General features: G+C 65.4%; 16 protein-coding genes. 5 read left to right on the plus strand and 11 right to left on the minus strand.

Annotation, left to right across the window (positions count from 1 at the left end; all coding sequences use genetic code 11):
* Nucleotides 1–389 precede the first annotated feature (389 nt).
* From TEK04_RS13880 to TEK04_RS13905, 7 genes are all read right to left on the minus strand, one after another.
* Complete coding sequence (locus TEK04_RS13880) at nt 390–1,775, minus strand: tyrosine-protein kinase domain-containing protein (protein WP_336404939.1); 1,386 nt, start codon at nt 1,773–1,775, stop codon at nt 390–392.
* A 159-nt stretch (nt 1,776–1,934) separates the two neighbouring features.
* Nucleotides 1,935–3,044 carry a glycosyltransferase gene (locus TEK04_RS13885; protein ID WP_336404940.1) on the minus strand — a complete coding sequence of 370 codons (1,110 nt, stop codon included), beginning with the start codon at nt 3,042–3,044 and terminating at the stop codon, nt 1,935–1,937.
* Nucleotides 3,041–4,258, minus strand: a complete 1,218-nt coding sequence (locus TEK04_RS13890) for a glycosyltransferase (protein ID WP_336404941.1) — start codon at nt 4,256–4,258, stop codon at nt 3,041–3,043. The genes TEK04_RS13885 and TEK04_RS13890 overlap by 4 nt, the downstream gene beginning before the upstream one ends.
* Nucleotides 4,255–5,547 carry a hypothetical protein gene (locus TEK04_RS13895; protein WP_336404942.1) on the minus strand — a complete coding sequence of 431 codons (1,293 nt, stop codon included), beginning with the start codon at nt 5,545–5,547 and terminating at the stop codon, nt 4,255–4,257. Before TEK04_RS13895 ends, TEK04_RS13890 begins: the two co-directional genes overlap by 4 nt.
* Nucleotides 5,548–5,599: 52 nt before the next feature.
* Nucleotides 5,600–6,910, minus strand: a complete 1,311-nt coding sequence (locus tag TEK04_RS13900) for an oligosaccharide flippase family protein (protein ID WP_336404943.1) — start codon at nt 6,908–6,910, stop codon at nt 5,600–5,602.
* Nucleotides 6,907–8,838: a DUF2264 domain-containing protein gene (locus TEK04_RS21385; RefSeq protein ID WP_432277344.1), complete on the minus strand. Its 1,932-nt coding sequence runs from the start codon at nt 8,836–8,838 to the stop codon at nt 6,907–6,909. The genes TEK04_RS13900 and TEK04_RS21385 overlap by 4 nt, the downstream gene beginning before the upstream one ends.
* Nucleotides 8,835–9,875, minus strand: coding sequence for a glycosyltransferase (locus TEK04_RS13905; RefSeq protein ID WP_336404944.1), 1,041 nt, complete (start codon nt 9,873–9,875; stop codon nt 8,835–8,837). Before TEK04_RS13905 ends, TEK04_RS21385 begins: the two co-directional genes overlap by 4 nt.
* A 786-nt stretch (nt 9,876–10,661) precedes the next feature.
* Here TEK04_RS13905 and TEK04_RS13910 point away from each other — a divergent pair.
* Nucleotides 10,662–11,021, plus strand: coding sequence for an acyltransferase (locus TEK04_RS13910; RefSeq protein ID WP_336404945.1), 360 nt, complete (start codon nt 10,662–10,664; stop codon nt 11,019–11,021).
* A 228-nt stretch (nt 11,022–11,249) separates the two neighbouring features.
* Here the strand turns inward: TEK04_RS13910 and TEK04_RS13915 are convergent, their stop codons facing one another.
* From TEK04_RS13915 to TEK04_RS13925, 3 genes are all read right to left on the minus strand, one after another.
* Entirely contained in the window at nt 11,250–11,873 is a 624-nt protein-coding gene (locus tag TEK04_RS13915) for an arsenate reductase/protein-tyrosine-phosphatase family protein (protein WP_336404946.1), read from the minus strand.
* 179 nt (nt 11,874–12,052) lie between these two features.
* Complete coding sequence (locus TEK04_RS13920; protein WP_336404947.1) at nt 12,053–12,289, minus strand: hypothetical protein; 237 nt, start codon at nt 12,287–12,289, stop codon at nt 12,053–12,055.
* 136 nt (nt 12,290–12,425) lie between these two features.
* The gene (locus TEK04_RS13925; RefSeq protein ID WP_336404948.1) at nt 12,426–13,217 is read right to left on the minus strand and encodes a GDSL-type esterase/lipase family protein; all 792 of its coding nucleotides are present in this window, start codon (nt 13,215–13,217) and stop codon (nt 12,426–12,428) included.
* Between the two features lie 293 nt (nt 13,218–13,510).
* Between TEK04_RS13925 and TEK04_RS13930 the strand changes: the two genes are divergently transcribed.
* The gene (locus TEK04_RS13930) at nt 13,511–14,296 is read left to right on the plus strand and encodes a hypothetical protein (RefSeq protein WP_336404949.1); all 786 of its coding nucleotides are present in this window, start codon (nt 13,511–13,513) and stop codon (nt 14,294–14,296) included.
* A gap of 85 nt (nt 14,297–14,381) precedes the next feature.
* On the opposite strand, the gene TEK04_RS13935 is transcribed toward TEK04_RS13930, so the two are convergent.
* Nucleotides 14,382–15,176: an LPXTG cell wall anchor domain-containing protein gene (locus TEK04_RS13935; protein ID WP_336404950.1), complete on the minus strand. Its 795-nt coding sequence runs from the start codon at nt 15,174–15,176 to the stop codon at nt 14,382–14,384.
* Nucleotides 15,177–15,603: 427 nt separating this feature from the next.
* Here TEK04_RS13935 and TEK04_RS13940 point away from each other — a divergent pair, with 427 nt between their 5' ends.
* From TEK04_RS13940 to TEK04_RS13950, 3 genes are all read left to right on the plus strand, one after another.
* Complete coding sequence (locus TEK04_RS13940; RefSeq protein WP_336404951.1) at nt 15,604–16,092, plus strand: hypothetical protein; 489 nt, start codon at nt 15,604–15,606, stop codon at nt 16,090–16,092.
* Nucleotides 16,093–16,434: 342 nt separating this feature from the next.
* Nucleotides 16,435–16,977 (plus strand): nucleotidyltransferase domain-containing protein, encoded by a 543-nt coding sequence (locus tag TEK04_RS13945; RefSeq protein ID WP_336404952.1) that lies wholly within the window; start codon nt 16,435–16,437, stop codon nt 16,975–16,977.
* Nucleotides 16,978–17,007: 30 nt separating this feature from the next.
* Nucleotides 17,008–17,397: a hypothetical protein gene (locus tag TEK04_RS13950; RefSeq protein ID WP_336404953.1), complete on the plus strand. Its 390-nt coding sequence runs from the start codon at nt 17,008–17,010 to the stop codon at nt 17,395–17,397.
* The last annotated feature ends 83 nt before the right edge of the window (nt 17,398–17,480 follow it).

Raw genomic sequence — 17,480 nt, forward strand, 5'->3', positions numbered from 1 at the left:
GGTTGCGGGCGACGTTCACGACGTCGTCCCGGAACTCCTTGGGGTAGGGCTTGGGCACGGTGAGCATCCTTCCAGCGGCACCTGTCGGCACCACAGATCAGATGTCACCTATCCGTGCAGCAGTCCCTCGCTTGTCGATCCAACGGTTCGCAATTCGTGTTCAGCGCAGCGCCTCAGAGCCCCGTACATCTCAGCCCGGGGTTGCCGAACCCCACTGCACTGCCGATGGACCGCCCAAGAAATCCGTCGTCCGTCCGGCCCGGTCGAACCTAGCCAATATGGGTGGGAAGCGGCATCCCTAATCGTCCACCAAGCAGGTGAACCGGGCCACGCTGCACAAGCCGTGACGAGGGACGCCGGCCTCGTGGCCGTAACATTGCTGGGCGGGTTCAGCTGCTTGAGGGGGCAGCCGGGTCGGGCTCGTAACCATAGTTGTAGCCATACCCATAGGCCGAGGTCACCTCAGCCTTAGGAGGAACGATGTTCAGAACAACACCGAGCGCCTTGCCCCCAACACGATCTAACGTCGCACGAGTCTGCGCTAGCTGGGCGCGCGTCGTCGCGCGGTAGCGGATGGACAGCACCACACCATCGACGAGGACTGCCAACCCGCTCGCATCGGCAACCGGCAGAAGGGGAGGCGCGTCAAGGAGCACGAAATCATTCTTGGCGCGGAGCTCGTCGATCAGGGCGAACATTTGACTTGAACTCAGCAGTTCACTCGGATTCGGCGGCGTGGGACCAGCTGCGATGACTGACAGATTGCCCTCACCGTAAGGCTGGATGACGTCCTCGAGTCCGGCCGATCCGGTCAAGATGTTGGTCAATCCAACGCCCCCGACCATTCCCAGGTACCTCGTCACCCTCGGCCGACGGAGGTCGGCCTCGACGACGGTCACCGACCTCCCAGCCTCCGCCAATGCCAGCGCCAGATTCACAGCAAGCGTCGTTTTGCCCTCGGACGGCACCGCGCTCGAAACCATGATCACCTTGGGCGGCTCGTCAACGTTCAAGAATTGAAGATTTGTTCGAAGCTGTCGATAACCTTCGGCGGTTCGCGAAACGCTGTTCCGCTCAATTGTGTGCTCATTCGCGAGGTCATCATCGCGGAGAATCACTCCGATGATGGGCGCGCCCGCGATATCCGACGCCACCTCTGCCTCATGGACAGTCGTGTCGAGGCGCATTCGCAGAACTGCAACTAAACCTCCCACTGCGGCGAAAAGCAGAAGCCCGACCAGGGTGTTGCGCAACGTCGCCGGCGAGCTGGGCGATGTTGGCAGGTCCGGCTCCTCTACGACCGTGACCTTCACGGGCGAGACCCCATCAACACCCACGGGCGTCTCAATCTCGTCCACCAGGCTTCCGAACTCTGCGCCGACAGCCCCGGCGATCTGCTGAGCCATCGCCGGGGATGCGTCAGTCACCGCAACATCGATTAGCACCGTATCTGTTACAGCCGTCGCTCTGATCTGACCGGCCAGGTCAGCAGGGTCCACGTCGAGCCCCAGCTCATCCACCACTCGTGTCGCGAGCCTCTCCCCCGTCAGCAGCTGGGCGTAAGAAGTGACGCGTTGCTGGGAGAACTGGTTGCCTTGGAAGGCGTCTGCAGTCGACGTCGAACCAGTTGCCGAGACGAAGAGCTGTGTCTGCGCCGTGTACATGGGCGTCTGCACCAGACTGAACGAGACCCCTACCACTGCCCCCACGAGAGCGCCAAGCAGCAGGAGCCACCAGGACGCCCGAAGCGCCCGGAGCACATCGGCCAGGTTCATGCTCAACTTCCTTGTCGTAAAGTTTTTTGCGTCTGGGCCTGAAAGTCCGACAGCTAATCATAATCCGTCTGAGCGTCGCCCGACCCCTCGGTACTGCTACGGCAGTACCGAGCGCCACCCATTGGACAACTCGCCGAGCTGCAGGACGTTGATCATTTGTCAGTCGTACAGCCCGGAGAACAACGATGCGGCTCTCTCCCGCACCACGTCGATGAAATGATCCTCTGAAAATCTCTCGGCATGGGCTCGAATACTCCCCGAGTCCCATGGCCGCCCGAGCGACTCCACCATGCCCGCGGCGAGATCGGCGATATCTGGCGATGGCACATGAATCCCCGTCACACCATCGATCACGGTGTCTAGGTAGCCGCCCCTTCCGAGGACTACGGCTGGCTTCCCGAAGAATGCACCTTCGATCGGCGTCAGTCCGAAGTCTTCGTACGAAGCCCCGACCACCGCGGAACAATTCGCGTACAACCAGCAGAGTTCCGAATCTGAAAGTCCCGAGAGCAAACTCGTCCTGCCGGTTACAAGGCCGCTCAGGCGGGCGCGCTCAGGTCCGGCGCCCACTACAACAACTCTAACGCCAACTCGTTCTGCTGCACCGATTACCCGATCGACGTTCTTATAGGGCAGCAGTCGGCTGACGCACAGGAAGAACGGCTGCCCAGCAAGATTGGCCACAAATCCCGCTGACGCACGGGGCTCAGCACGCAATGCGACTGGAGGAAAGAGGATTTCAGCATCGACTCCGTATGCGCAAGAGATCCGCTTTGATACCACAGTGCTGTTCGCAAGGTAGAGGTCGACGGTCGCCGCTTTCGCGCGATCCCATCTCCGCAACGGGGTCCTCGCGGATCTCGCCACAATATTCGCCAGCCCTCCGGCCGACCCACCCAGATACTCGCTCGTCTGATACACCCACCGAGGCGGGTTGTGGCAATAGACAAGCTTCTTGGTCGAATTGGGCACCGCGAACCCATGAGACCAACCGCTGCTGCTGGCAACGACTACATCAGCGTCAATTCGCATCAAGCTGGCGGCAAGGGGCATTACCGGCAAACCCAGACGGTGATTCCTCCGGATCACCCCCACCCTGTTCAATGGTGACACCCGCACGTCGACCGATTCGAATTCCGGAAACGTCGACTTCGGGTCGAAGAGGAGCGTGTGGACGGCGGCGTTGGGAAACGCCCTGCACAATGAGAGCACCACCCGCTCCGCACCGCCGCGTTGCGTCAGGTAGTCGTGAGCAATGGCAACTTTCACAATAGCGTCGAGCCTCTCTCGCCCAGGGGGACAATGCAACCGTTCGGACCGCGCCGCACTCGCGCCGACGCCTGACGCTCCACCTGGTCGAGCATGTCCTGGACACGACTCTCGTACGAATGCTGACCAGCGATAGCCTTGAGTTCGGTCGACGGGAACGGATCGGCGAGGGCTTCGTCGAGCCGTCTGACAAAATCGTCAGCACTTGACGCGAACCGCACGAAGTTTTCGAACGCCTCAATCGCAGACAACCTGGTCGACACAACCTGCACGCCAGCTGCCATATACTCAAAGAATTTCATTGGGAACATGCTGGCCGTGTAGTCGTTGATGGGGGCCATGATCACGCCGACATCGAAGGCTGCCATGTATCCCGGCACCTCCAGACGAGGCCGCGGGCCAAGCAGGAAAATGTTGTCCGCGTCCCTGAGGTCGTCCAATCTGTCGCCCGGGTCGCCCTCACCCTCTGCCCCGACCAAGACGAATGAGTAACCCGGGCGAAGTTTCGCCACCCGCCCCAGCAAGGCTGCGTCGAATTTGTACCGCGACAACGCTCCGACCATTCCGATGATGGGGCGGGGTTGGTCGAGGTCTACCGGACGCCCGCCAATCTTCTCGAATGCCCCCGGGTCGATGCAGTTGGTGTGCTCGGTGACACCCAAATTGCCCTTAACCCTTACGGCACGTGCCGTCAATGCCGGCGCCGTAGTGAACACGAGATCGCTCTGCTGCAATAAGATGTCTTCGCGCTCGCGGATGAAATGACTAGCCATCCCCGGTTGGGCAGAAATGTCATCCACACAGTGGTATACCAAGAAGCGCCGCCCCACATGGCGTCGATTTACTACCGGAGTGAATGTCCAAACCACGTCTGACTTTCCCCAGAGGACCCGCCATACAAGTAGCTGGAGGACGATCAGAAGGTCGTTCACCATGCGCACCACGCCACTGTGCCACCCAGGAACCACGAGAGGCGAGACGACATGAACGCCGGGCACGACCATTCGTGGACGCCTAAATGCGGACTTCAGTCTCCTGACAATCCGCGCTTTGTCGCCCGAATCACCCGCCGCACGACGGCGCAGTCCGAGCGACTCAACGTAGAGAACCTCCACACCGCACTTCGCAAGCGCCAACGCCTCATACTGCTTATTAGTCCAGAATGGGTGGTCCCAGTCAGCAGTGGAAAAGACCAGCGCGCGACGCACCTTCACGATCGGTTCACCTCCCTCTCGCTAACGCCCACCTGCGTTGCAGGCGTCTCCGAACGACCCTCGGCGGCAATTGCGGGGTGCTTAGCCCGAGGGTTGCACAGCCAGAACGCCCCGATCATAGGGACGGCGAAAACAAGCACATAGTAGAAATCGAAACTCGAGCCGTTGAGGAAAAATCGAAAGAACCCGTAGGCCACAAGACCGCTCCACACGGTTCTCTGCAACCCGATCGAAATTATCGACCCGATGACCGATACAAATAAGAGCACAAGCAAGGCGAGAAGATATTCGCCCGTGGCCAGAGTGAGGTTACCAACGGGCGAGAGAAAGATTCCACTAGAGTTCCATCCCAGATACTTGTGGCTCACGTAGACGCTCACGGAGCCGGGCTTATCCGGCCAGAGTGAGCGCGGCACAAAAGTCGTCACGATCCTCAAAAGATCCCCCGGTTGGGGTTGCTCGTATTGCGATACATTCTGCGACAGCCGGTAACCGTCCAACGTGTCAACACCAGCCTCGAGGACCGAGATGAGAGGGTCCTGAATGGCGGCCTCCGAGACTTCCTGCAGGGACAATCCCTGGTCACGCGATATGTTTGCCCTTTGCCCCGACATGATCGCTGCTAGAAGTACCAGCGCAACGGAAACAGCAACGACCTGGTATAACCGAACTCGAGCTTCGACCAGCACTCTCGCGAGCCCGGCGAAGGCGATCAGGAAGAGCGGGCTCCGGACAACACTCACTGCCACGACAAGGGTCACAAGAAGACTCGCGGCCACGAACCATCTCGATTCGAAGTGACCGTAGAAGATCGCTATCGCGACTCCCGCTACCAGACAGCCGCGAAGGATGATCCCGACTCCCTGCCCAGGGTCGGCGCGATTGACTAGGTTAGCTGCGGGGAAGGCTACGTAAGCCGCCGCGCCCACTGTCATAAGCAGCAGCGATGCACGGCGCGCAACCTGGCGCGAGTGGCGTCGCCCATTGTCTGGAGCCAAAGTGGAATGACCTCCCACGCGTCTGCGTAGAAGAACGCCGGCAATGACCTCACCCAAGAGGACGATCGACAGTTCACAAGTCCATCGGAGACACAGTTGCGTCACCTCGTTGACCGATGGTGTCGACAAGACTCCAGCCGTTACGAGCTTGCTCCGCAGCTCGCCAGCACTCTGCAGCTCCGCTGGGATGTACAGGGCTGACAGATACAGCAAGGCGGCGATGGTGGAGACCAGAGATCGCCCCCATGCCCCTCCGTTGTAGTTCCGCCAACCTCTGACCACGATCGCCACGATCAGAAGAAGAAGCAGACCGCGCGAACCGAACGTGAGTACCGCGTGCACCCTACTTTCCTCTCACCTTATTTATCGCCAGTTGCTCACTGGCACCGCCGAACCGGAGGAGGAGGGAAGCGGCCACCAATGTCACACCCTGAGTGACCAACGTAATGAAGGCTGCGTCGATCGCCGTGGCACCGAGACCAACGTAGACATACCCCATTACCGTAGCGACAAGGCCTGCCACGGATGCGACCGAGGACTTTGCCGGTCGACCCCGGCCTTGCAGAATCGCTATCAATCCCTGGGCGTACATTGTGATTACGGTGGCCATCAGTAAGATCAAGGTAGCTGGGATGACAGGTCGAAACGCGTCTCCGTAAAGGAGTGGCACGGCGGGGAAAAGCAAAACAGCGATGGCAACGACGAGCGCGACGCCTATTATCTGAGTGGCAATCGTCCGACGTAGAAGATCTTTTACTTTTGCTTCAGCGACGGCACGTCGTATCAGATCACGCGCCAACAACGTGCCAGCGATCAGCGGCACTTCCGCGAGCGTGACAGCAACCGAGTAAAAGCCGAACTCCTGAAGCGTCGTCAAACTCGGCAGGATGACTTGATCAAGCCGACTATTGGCCACAAGGGCGATGGTCCCGACAGCCGCTGTCGCAGAGTAGCGCATGAACGAGTGACGGCTTACGGCCTCGTCCCGGGAACGAGTTGGACCGATGGCACCCTTGGCTGCGACAGATTGGCTATTGGGCTCAGCTGGCATGGCCGGCCGTCGGCTAGGCAGCCGAGTCCAGATGACCGAACTTGCGACCAGGAATGCGAGCAAGCTGCTGGCCGCGAACGCTGGTGCAGACTGCGAGCCGACCGAGAATAGTAAGACCACCCCCAAAAGGCGCAGGGTCGCATAGACGGCTCGCTCGAGATCCAGTCGGCCGATCTGACCTGACCCTTGCCACAACCCACGCCGCGATTGGACGCTGGCCGACGCGATTACGGCCAGGTAGAAGACCGCTAGAACCGGCCACGACAGCCCGAGCCGTTCGGCTACAAGGCGGCCATACAGAACTACAGCGATGTAGACGGGAACTGCGCATACCAGGCTGGTTGCCTGAGATATACGGTTGACCTCCGTAACGGGATACCCGCGACTGACGAAGACCGAGGTTGCAGCCGGGATTCCGAAGCTCGCAACGGCTCCCGCGACGGTGATGACAAGCATGATCGCAGCGAACTCACCCCGCCCGTTTGGGCCCAGGGCGCGAGCCAGCAGCGGAGCGGTGACGAGTCCCACCATCGGCCCAGCCCCGTACGCCAAGAAGCTGCGCGCCTGTCGGACGCTAGAACGCGTTACTCCGGTGTTTGTCACTGTCTTTGAGTCGTTGAATCGATGTGGACGGAACCGAGTGAGTCTGCGCCACCCCGCCGCGGAATTCTGATGATACGACCGCCAATTGACAGAACTAGGTCATCGGTGTCGGTGCGACAGACAAATGCGTGATCCGAGAGATCCGCCGGCGGCGTTGTTGAGCTCGACAGCCTGAACGCTGACACGAACAATGTCGACGGACCGGTTGTCGCGCCTGTCAGCTCGAAATACGTGCTTGGTCTTCCATGCACGAGGGCTTGACTACTGATCAAGGACGTACTCGTGAAGCCCCCTAACGAGACGCCTTCCACCCGCAACCCTTCACCCAGCCGCTCTGAGCCGCCATCTCTCTGGGCCGGCGCCTCGACGGTCGCTGCAACACGGTTCAACGACGTGAACAAGCTTACTCGCCCACCTTTGGACACCGCCCACGACGACCGAGTGAACCGAGTGCCGACCGGGAGACCTCGGACCAGATCAATCCAAAGGTCGATATCTCGCCACGACAGCACTGCTACTTCGTGCTTGCCGGTCGGTAGGAATCGGACCCTCGACCCGAGGATGTTGAGACGTCCGCGCTGGAGGCGTCGCAAGCTGCGCCAGGATCTCGGACCGACGTAATCCACAGTCGCGCGGATAATGTCGGACTCGCCGTGGACGGCCGAGACTCTTCCGCGGACATACCTGCGCCGTCCGTGCGGAAGCTGTATCGTTGTGCTATTGTCCCCACCCCAGATGTCACGGGTCGGACTTGTTGCACTCGAGTAGGACCATCGGCTGTAGAGCGGGTCAGGGATGAGAGGAATTTCCGCGCCGTATTGCGAAATCCCTGCACTCACCAGCCGATGAGGAGATGCCGGGGCGATCAGGCATCCGGGTGGACCAGGAAGATTTTGCCGATTGTCCGTTCGCGCGACCACTTCGGTCGTCCAAAGAGGGTCCTGCGGCTCAGCCAGCAGTCCGACGAATGCCTTCGCGAGCCAATACGGCGATGCAGGCCCAGAATAACGTTGAACGTGATGACCCTCTTCGCGCTCCCAACGATGGTCGAGCAGTTCGCCTTCTCGCCTTGCGGACAACCGAAAGATGTTCCGCATTGCCGCATCTCGGAGCTCCCCCGCACCGACGGGCCCGGCCCGGAGGAGCGCAGCGATCCACAACGCTGCGGTTGCAGCAGAACCATACGTGAGGGACCGTCCCCACAAGATGTGCGCTCGAGCCGGGTCGAAGCACGCGTAGAATGAACTGACAAACTGTCCAAGCTCCTGCTTGTACTCATCGAGCCATTCATCGTCAGCGGTCAGAAGTTTGACTAGCGGGGGGTAAAAATGAAAGGCCCATGAATTGTAGTAGTCGTACTTCTTATTAAGTCCGTCGGAGTACCAACCGCCGCGGGTCCGCCACGGGGTTATCCGCCTTAAGTCCAGGGCGCTGTCCGGCGCCTCAAGCCCAACGCTTGCCATCCACGATCGGATGGTGAAGGGGAAGAGGACCCAGTTGTTGGCGTACTCGCCCGCGGCCGCAGTCTCCATCCACCTAACGAGCCTCTCCTGCGATTCGGAGTCCAAGCCTTGCCATATCTCGGGCCATATGAGCAGTGAGAGGCTCAACCCCGCCGCCTCGACGACAGGCTGCGAATTGAGCTGAGGCGGCGGCCATACAGGACGCCGCCCGGACAGCCCTGCCTGAATGGAATTGACCGCGTAGGCCAGATCTCCCTCGACATCGGGCAGGTCACCATGACGGGCAAGGAGGGCACTCAGCAAGAGCGGCCTCGTGAACCCCTCCAGCCCATCCGATCGCTTCCCCCACTTGCTCGGTCGCCCAGGCAAGAATGTAAGACCGGTGGAGTCGCGGAATCTTCGCGTTGGCTCGAGTACGGACAAGCCGTACTCGACGAGGTTGTCCCGTAGTGGTGCGGGCCTCATGACGCGGGACCGTCGGCAATGCTTTCCATCAGTTCGAAAGTTGTGTCCGCCCACCGCTCAACGCCCCGCTCACATCGCACGTTTCCCTGGAGTGGAATGGTGAAACCGGCACACCCGCGCGCAGCGTGTATGAGCGAAGCCGGCGTCGGCTCGAAGATAAAGCAGCCAAGCGACTCAGCTTCGGCCGCCGCATGGCTGTCCGAAGCAACCATGACGGGCACGCCCAGCGAGCGCCCCTCCAGCATGGCCATGGGGCTCCCCTCCCTCGCGTCGCGCCCGGACGGGAGAACAACTGCTGCAGCTCGCGAGATCAACGAAAGCGAATCCTCCCGGAATCCGAGGAACTCAACATTGGCCGGCGCCTCATGCCGCAATGCTGCTTCCTGCGGTCCGGTACCGGCAATTGCGACCTTGAGATTCCGGTCGAGCCGGGCCGCTTCTAGGAGGAGAGAAAGCCGCTTCTTTTCCTCGAGCCGGCCGATGTAGAGGATGGCGCCACTGCTTTGTGCACGGGAAAGACCAGGTGGGAGGTCAGGAAGTGGATTCGGAACGACTTGGCTTCGGATCCCCCGGTCCCACAGGCTCCTGGCAACTGCCGTGCTGACCGACACCACTGAGCACCGCCGGGCCTGAGCGCGCAGAATTGCGAGCGGCACGCCTCTCATAGCGGACGGCAGCGGTCCGTGCTCGGTCCAGAGGATCGGCCTGCTGCCAAGCAGGCGGGGCAAAAAGAGCTTCTCCCTGAAGTACTGGATGTGGAAGATGTCCACGTCCGCCAGGCGAGCAGCACGAAGCATGCGACCCGAGGCCGACAGGGCGGGCAGCATCTGGACCACTGGCGAGCGCTGCGCGGTCAGTTTGTCCACCGTCGGCAGAGGAATGTGTGGTCCGATGTCGGCCGTCCAACCCGGGAGGTTGCCGATGAGGTCAACCTGCACTCGACCGTCCATCGCGAGGCGGGAGTACAGCCGTAAGAGGTAGGACTCGCCGCCGCCAGCGGTTGGTGAGTCAACCAGGAGTCCGACCTTCAGCGGCACAGGAGTCCCCTGGCTGTACAGCGGAGCATGAGCGCGCAACCTCCCGGGTAAACAGCGGATAGTGGCGCCCGGCCACAGAGCAGAGCTACCTGATTTTCGCACAGCTCGACCTGTATGAAGCGCGACTTTGCTTACCCCCTGACTGTCCACACCCACGCTGGTGCTGATGCCGCAACTCTGCGGCCCTCCAAGCCCCGCCAGCGGTGGAGTGGGAGCTTCGGACACAGCGGACCGGAGCGGACGGCCCGCCGCTACACCACGTCACACCGCGGTTACCCGAAGCTCAACAGCCAAAGGGAGGCAACTTGCATACTGCACCATCAGTCGCCCCAACCTCGCATGCTGCACACTGCATCCCATGACGCTTGGTCCGCCCAGATCGAGCAACCGCGCAGCAATCCAGATGGTTGGCCAGCTTAAAATACAAAACGGGTCCATCGGTGCGCTGGACATGAGATTTGTCTCTAGCGACGGAGCGCGGGGTAGCAGTTCAGTCCCTCAGGTTGACGTCATGGGCAAAGTCCCTGAAAGGACGATCGGTGAGCTAGATGCCATGGCCCACGGGGACGCCTGTCGCTGCCCCGTAGGACGAGCCTTAGGAGGGGCGCTTTGAAACGACTTTTCGAGATATTTTGGAAGGACCGCGGCGACCAGGCTTCGTACCTGTGGCAGTGGATTGCCACGGGCGTGCTGGGCTCGTCGTTCTGGCCGCATCGAGTTCGCGTGCAGCTCCTACGCGCACTCGGACTGCGAAGTATCCACCCCCGAGCCATCGTTCGCAGTGGCGTGCTGTTCCGGTCAACATCTGTAGCTATTGGCGACGCCAGTCTTATCGGTTACCGCACATTATTCGACGTTCGAACAGGCCTCAATATCGGAAAAAATGTCGCCATTGGCGCTTATGTTTCATTTGTCGACACCGATCACGATTTGGGCGACCCAACCCGGAGGGCAGGACGCTCCTCTTCGGCGCCGATCACGGTCGGAGACGGAGCCCGCATCTCTACCGGGTCAATCGTGCTCCCCGGGGTCAGGATCGGTGCGGGAGCGGTGGTGGGTGCAGGGTCCCTAGTCAGGGAGGACTGCGAACCTCACGCTCTTTACGTTGGCAGACCGGCGCGCAAGGTCCGAGACCTTCCCCGCTGACAGTGACCCTGTGCACCGCCGTCTTACAGGGCCTTCGGCAGATGAGGGTGTAAAGCGGGGTGCCGGGCCCCGGGTGGGTCGTCCGGTAATCGGCGAGGGCCGCCCACCCTTCGCCGACGCTGCCGGCATCAACGGGGCGATCGGAGCCCAGGAACCATCAGACAGCGACTGCGTACGCGACACGCTGCCGGCCTGCCGCCCCCACCGTCACCAGTTGGGAGACACGCCCTATGCGACCGCCGCGGCGGCGGCCGGCGCCTCCGGCGCCACCTGGCGGGCACCGAACCCGGGCAGCAGGACGGCGCCCAGCACGGTCCGCACCCCCGCCTCGACCTGGTCGGCAAGGGCGCGCACGGGGGCCATGGCGTCCACCAGCAGGTCGGGGAGGTCGTCGGACCCCGCCGGCACCCCGCGGAAGCGGCGGGCTGCCGCCATCCCGGCCACCACCGCACGCGCGTGCCTGTCGGGCTCGGGGGCCAGCGGTGCCGCGACCGGGGTCGCAGCCAACAGGCCGGCAGCCTCGCGGAGGGTGAACGTGCTGCGCAGTCCACGGGGGTTGAGCGCCAGGGCCGCGTCGCGCTGGATCTCCCCCATCGTGAGCGTGAGGTCGGCCGCGGCGAGCACTTCGGGGCTCATCCACCTGGCCTGGTGCGTGCTGCCGTCGAGCCCGCGCTCGGCCAGCACCTGCTGACCCGACATCGGGATGGGCGCCCCGATCTGCGCGCGAACGCCGGCGCTGTACACCTGCACCAGCTGCCGCTCCGGGTCCCACTCCGACAGCAGGGACCGCGCCACCAGCTCGGCCATGGCAGAACCCCACACGTTCGTGGTGCAGACGAAGACGATGCGCATGGCCTTGACGGTAGGGACCGGTCAGTCACGCAGCGCAGCGGCACGCTCGCGCTTGGTGCACAGAGTCGTGCGTGGCTGTTGGCACGAATCGCCATCGGTCTGGCCGACCCGCCCATCCAGCGTCCACCCCGGCAGCACAGCAACCCCACGAGCCCCACCAGGAACAGGGGCGCTACCGGTCAGGCGGCGGTTGACATCTCCGGGCGGCGGGCCGGGGCCATGCGCATGCCGACGACGGCGGCCACCACTCCCCCGGCGTTGCCGGCGAGCAGGCCCGCGACGGCGGTGACCACGAGGTCGGCCCCGGTCGAACCGAGCACCAGGCCGGCGCTGAGCGAGACGGCCAGCCCGGTCAGCAGACCGATGACCAACAGCCACCACCCGCGCCGCAGCACCTCGCGCACGTCCGTACCCACGTCGACCCCCACCACGTTCTGCCAACCCGCGGATGGGTCAGCGGATCGGACCGTAGCGTGATGACACCACTACCTAGCGCTATTGCCGCAGGTGTCGCCCACACCCCACCTCAGGCGCCCCAGCCGCACCACCAGGTCAGCGGGCGAGCTCCGCGCTGACCAGCGGGCCGATCAGGTCGGCGAGGTAGGCGTGCCCGGGGTCCAGGATCGAGATGCCGTCGATCGGCGAGACCAGACCCGCGGGGTCGGCGAACCATCCCTGCGCGATCGGGTCCACGTAGGTGGCGCCGGCGGCCTGGGCGGCCTGCTGCACCGCCGACGCGACCGCTTCGAGCTCGGCCGGGACGTCGGCGCTGCTCCAGCACGGGCCGATCACCAGCAGCTCCGTCTCGGGGTCGGCCGCCGTGATCGCCTGGAACGTCTGCGCGGCGGCCGACTGCACCTCGGCCGGGCTGGCGTCGACGTCGTTGCGGCTGCCGAACACCACGGTCACCCCCGCACCCGTCGGCGGCTGCGCCTGCACCAGCTGCGGGTAGGTCTGCCCGGTCGACCCCGGCCGCACGTACCCGGCCAGCGTCGCCGCGCTCAGCTGCAGCTCCATGCCCAGCTGCTGCGCCACCAGCGCGGGCCACCCCGCCGCCCCCGTGCCGCCCTCGGAGTTCCCCGACGAGTAGCCGTCGCCGTACACCGCGAGGACCCCGGGCTCGGTGCTGGCGTCGTCCGTCGGGCTGGCCGACGTCGTCCCGGCGGGACTCGTCGACGGCGACGACGGCGACGTCGAGCTGTTCGTGGACGCCGCGGCCGGCGCGGTGGCCTGCGGCGTCGGCGCGTTGCGCTGCACGAGGAGCACGACCAGCGCCGCGTTCGCAGCGAGCAGGACGACGATGGCGATCAGGCCCCACCGCGGGGGACGCTCCAGGGCCAGCACCGGGTCCACGGTAGTGACGCCCCCACCCGCCCAGACCCGTCGCGGCGGGTCGCTCACCCACCGCGATCAGGTCAACCATGCAGCGTCGTCGTCCCGCGTGTCGGGCACCTCCCCCACAGCCACGACGCCGATCATCTGCCGGGCACCACGACAGCGAGGAGCACCCCGTGACCGCCGCACCACCGCCCACGCCCGCAGCGTCGGACAGCCGCATGCCCGGCATCGGCGCCGCCGCCGCGGTGCTCGGCTTCGTCGAGGCCGGCCTCGGGTTCGGCGTCGTCGCCTAAGCGCTGGTGGTCATCGCCTCCGTCGGCGCCGACGGCTCCGACCGCGGCGCGGCCGCCGCCGTCCTGCTGCCGACCATCGCACTGTGCGCCGCCCTCGCAGTCGGCGCCCTCGCCCTCGTGCGCCGCACCGGCCGCCGACTGCTCCTCGTCGCCACCGTCGTCGAGGTCGTCGCCGCCACCGCCCTCGGGCTCTGGGCCCTGGAGGAGGCCTCCTCCCTGTACGACCCGGCCGGTCTCAGCCCCGGCCCGGGAGTCGCGTTCACCGTCGCCGCGGTGGCCCTGCTTTTGGCCGGGTTGGCGACCCCCGTCGTCCGGCTCGCCCTGCTCCTGCAACCCGCCGTCGACACCTGGCTGACCACCGCACCACCGCCGGCACCGCAGTGGTCGGCCCACACCCAGCAGTGGACCCCCGCCCCCCACCGCGGACGCGGCACCGTCATCGCCGTGCTGACCCCCGCCGTCCTGCTGCTGGCCGCCACCGTCGTCGTCCTGACGACGGCACGGGGCGGACTGCTGCCCCCGCTGGCCGACGGCACCGGCTTCGTCCCCGACCAGGGCAGCGGCTCCCAGTGGTCCGACCTGTACGACGGCGGCACCCCGATCGAGCCGCCCACCGAGGACAGCCCCCTGTACGAGGCGCAGTACGACGCCGACGCCCAGGACTGCTACGCCGGCGACCTCGGCGCCTGCGACGACCTCTACTACGCCACCGAGGTCGGCAGCCTCTACGAATGGCTGGGCAGCACCTGCGGCGGCCGCGAGGAGTACGAGACCTTCGGCCTCTGCGACTGACTGCGGCTACAGGAACAGCGCCGAGCTCTGGGAACGCCACCGGCCGCCGTCCCGGTGGGGGACGGCGGCCGGTGGGCGGGGTGGATCAGGAAGCGCGGCGGCGGGTGGCGACCAGCGCGCCGGCACCGGCCAGCAGCAGGCCACCGCCGAGCAGCGCGGCCGAGGTCACCGGCGAACCGGTGTTGGCCAGCACGGCCGGGTGGGCAGCGGGGGCCGCGACCGGGGCGACGTGCACCGGGGCCGCGACCGGCGCCGGGGTGACCGGCGTCGTGGTCGGCGGGACCTCGACCACGGGCTCGGTGGTCACCGGCTCGCACTCCGCGACGTCGGTGACGCCGTAGGTCGGGTAGGCGCCCTCGAACTGGCCGCCCGCCTCCCAGTACAGGGTGAACGCGCCGGCCGGGAAGTCGAACTCGCCCTCGGACTCGGTGTCGGTGTACTCGAAGTCCGTGACGTCCCCGTCCTCGTCGGCCCTGAAGGGGAAGATGACGTCGGCGTCCGACGCGTCGGGGTCGCTGAACAGCAGCATCTCGTAGCGGGAGTTCGGGTTCAGGCCCGTGGCGTTCACGATGAAGGTGAACGTCTCGGGGTCCTCGCAGTCGCCCTTGACGTCGAGGGAGATGTCGTCGCCGCAGGGGAACTCGGGCAGCACGTCGCCCTCGCCCTCACCGGCCGCGAACAGCGGGATGAACTCGCAGTCGTCGGGCAGGGGGTACCCGCACGGGTCGTCCTCGGAGCCGTCCTCGGTGACGCTCGCCAGGACGAGGTCGGAGCAGGTGGGCTCACCCTCGGTCTCGGTGCCCGCCTGGGCGATGCCCGTACCGCCGGCCCACGCCGCCACCACGGCCGCGCCGACCACTGCCAAGTGCCGAACTCGCACGTACTGCTCCCTGCCGCTCGGGCCCGCGCGGTCGCCGGGCCACCCTGTCGTCCCTGATGGGGCCGAGCGGCACCGTCACACCTCCCTGGCAGTTCCGGGCCCAGCAGGTGCACGGAACCTGTGACGGACGGGTCCGGGGCAGCGCGTCGGCACGGTCCGTGGTCGTCCCGGTGCGGCGGAACGGCGCCGACCCGGTACTCATCCCGGCTCACGCCCCGACGACGGACCCCACTCCCACGAACTCCGCGGCCGCCGCGGCCTCCCCCTCCGACAGCGGGCCGGAACGCACAGTGACCGGCGGGGTCGATCGAGAACCCTCCCGATCCGCTGCGCCCAGGGCGCTGACCTGTACCACTGGGTACCGATCCTCACCGCACCCGTTATGGTCCACTCCCCTGCCCCACCCCCGCCCACGTGGAGGAACCCCGTGACCCGACTCCGAGTCATCGGCCTCGCACTGACCACCGGCGTGCTGCTCGGCACGACCGCCTGCGGTGGCGACGGCGTGACCGACGCCGTCCGCCAGGCCGCAGCGGAGGCCGAGCCCACCGTGCCCATCGAGGACATGACCACCGAGGAGCTGCTCGAGAGCGACCTCGGCGAAGGCGCGTACGAGGAGGACGGCGTCCTGTACTTCCCGGCCGTCTTCGGCATCCCGGAACTCACGATGCCCGACGGGGCGGCGATCACCAACGTCTCCTACGACATCAACCCCGGGTTCTACATCCAGGAGGTGTCGGCGGACGACCTGTACGACTCCGTCGAGGAGCAGCTGACCGCCGCAGGGTTCGCGATCTCGCGCAACGACATCAACGGCCAGCTCTTCATGAACGCCGAGCGGCCCGGCTCCGGCCCCGTGACCGTTGCCCCGATCGGCGAGGACATCATCTCGATCGGCGCCTCCGTCCCGCAGTAGCCACCCCGGTCGACCACGGCCGGGGGGCTTGTTCGGAGTACGCACCCCCGATGACCCAGAAGCTGGGCATGGCCGGTTCCCGAGCCCGCAGACCTCCGCCCGCGCTGCCCCTGCAGGCCGGCCTCGGCGGCCGCACCCTGCACGGAACCGCGACGCCACGTCCACCGGTCAACGCCACCACGACGGCCACGGTCGCGGCCTGCTGCAGAAAAAGATGGAAAGATGTAGAAAAGTAGAGACACTGGTCGAGGAGGACATGTGGATCTCGGCGACCCGCTGACGGCGGTCATACCGACCCTCGACGGGCAGGTGCTGCGCGCCCTGTCCCGAACGAGCGATCGCTTGACTGCCCCGACCATCGCACGGCTCGTGCGGCGCGGGAGCGAACCCGGGATCCGCGTCGCCCTGGAGCGACTCGTGGCCACCGGCACGGTGTTGGCCGAGCGCATCGGTCGACAGGTCGAGTACCGGCCGAACACCGACCACGCGGCGTGGGGCGCGATCGCGGCCGCCATCCACTTCGCCGACTCGTTCCTTGACGTGCTCGATGCCGCGATCGCGGACACGGTGGCAGAGGCCGGCCTGGCCGCGTTCGTCACCTGCGCCGTCTTCGGCTCGGTCGCCACCGGTACGGCCGGCCCGCACAGCGACATCGACCTGGTCCTGGTGGTCGACGACGACGGCGAGGAGGCCGGGCACGAGCTGAGCGAGCGACTCCGCGCGCGACTCGTGCTGCTCACCGGCAACGAGGCCAACATCCTCGTGCTCACCCGCACGATGGAGGCCGACCTGGTCGCCCGGCAAGATCCGCTGGCCGACTCCTGGCGTGAGAACGCACGAACCATCGTCGGTCCGGCGCTCCTCACCCAGCACGCCGAGAGCTGACACATGGCGAAACCGGCCCGCACGCGCCGCATGACCAGCGCAGACTGCCGGCAACGAGCCGGTACGGCCAGGGAGCACCTCACCGTCGCGCGCGAGAGGCTGCTGGCAGCAGAAGCCGCACCGGGCCCGTCCGAGGTCGCCCAGGTCGCGGCCAGCAACGCCGTCCTCGCCGGGATCGCCGCGGCAGACGCCATCTGCGGCACAGCGCTGGGCGAGACGTCCGGCGAGCAGGATCATCGCGCCGCCATCGCGCAGCTGAAGCGTGTAGCGGCCTCGGGGCCACTGGTCACGAAGCTGACCCGCCTCCTGGCCGACAAGACCGCCTTGCAGTACGGCGGCTACTGCACCCACGAGACCGCGCGCCGCGCCGTCGACCAGGCCACCGTGCTGGTCGATGCACTCCGCAGCCACCACCTGTGACCGTCCCCGTCACCGACCAGCGAGGCGCAGGTGGGGCAGGACTCGGTGGTGAACGTGCTCGCCCCAGCTCGCTGGCCGACGGC

The organism is Klenkia sesuvii, from assembly GCF_037083825.1.
Lineage (GTDB): Bacteria > Actinomycetota > Actinomycetes > Mycobacteriales > Geodermatophilaceae > Klenkia > Klenkia sesuvii.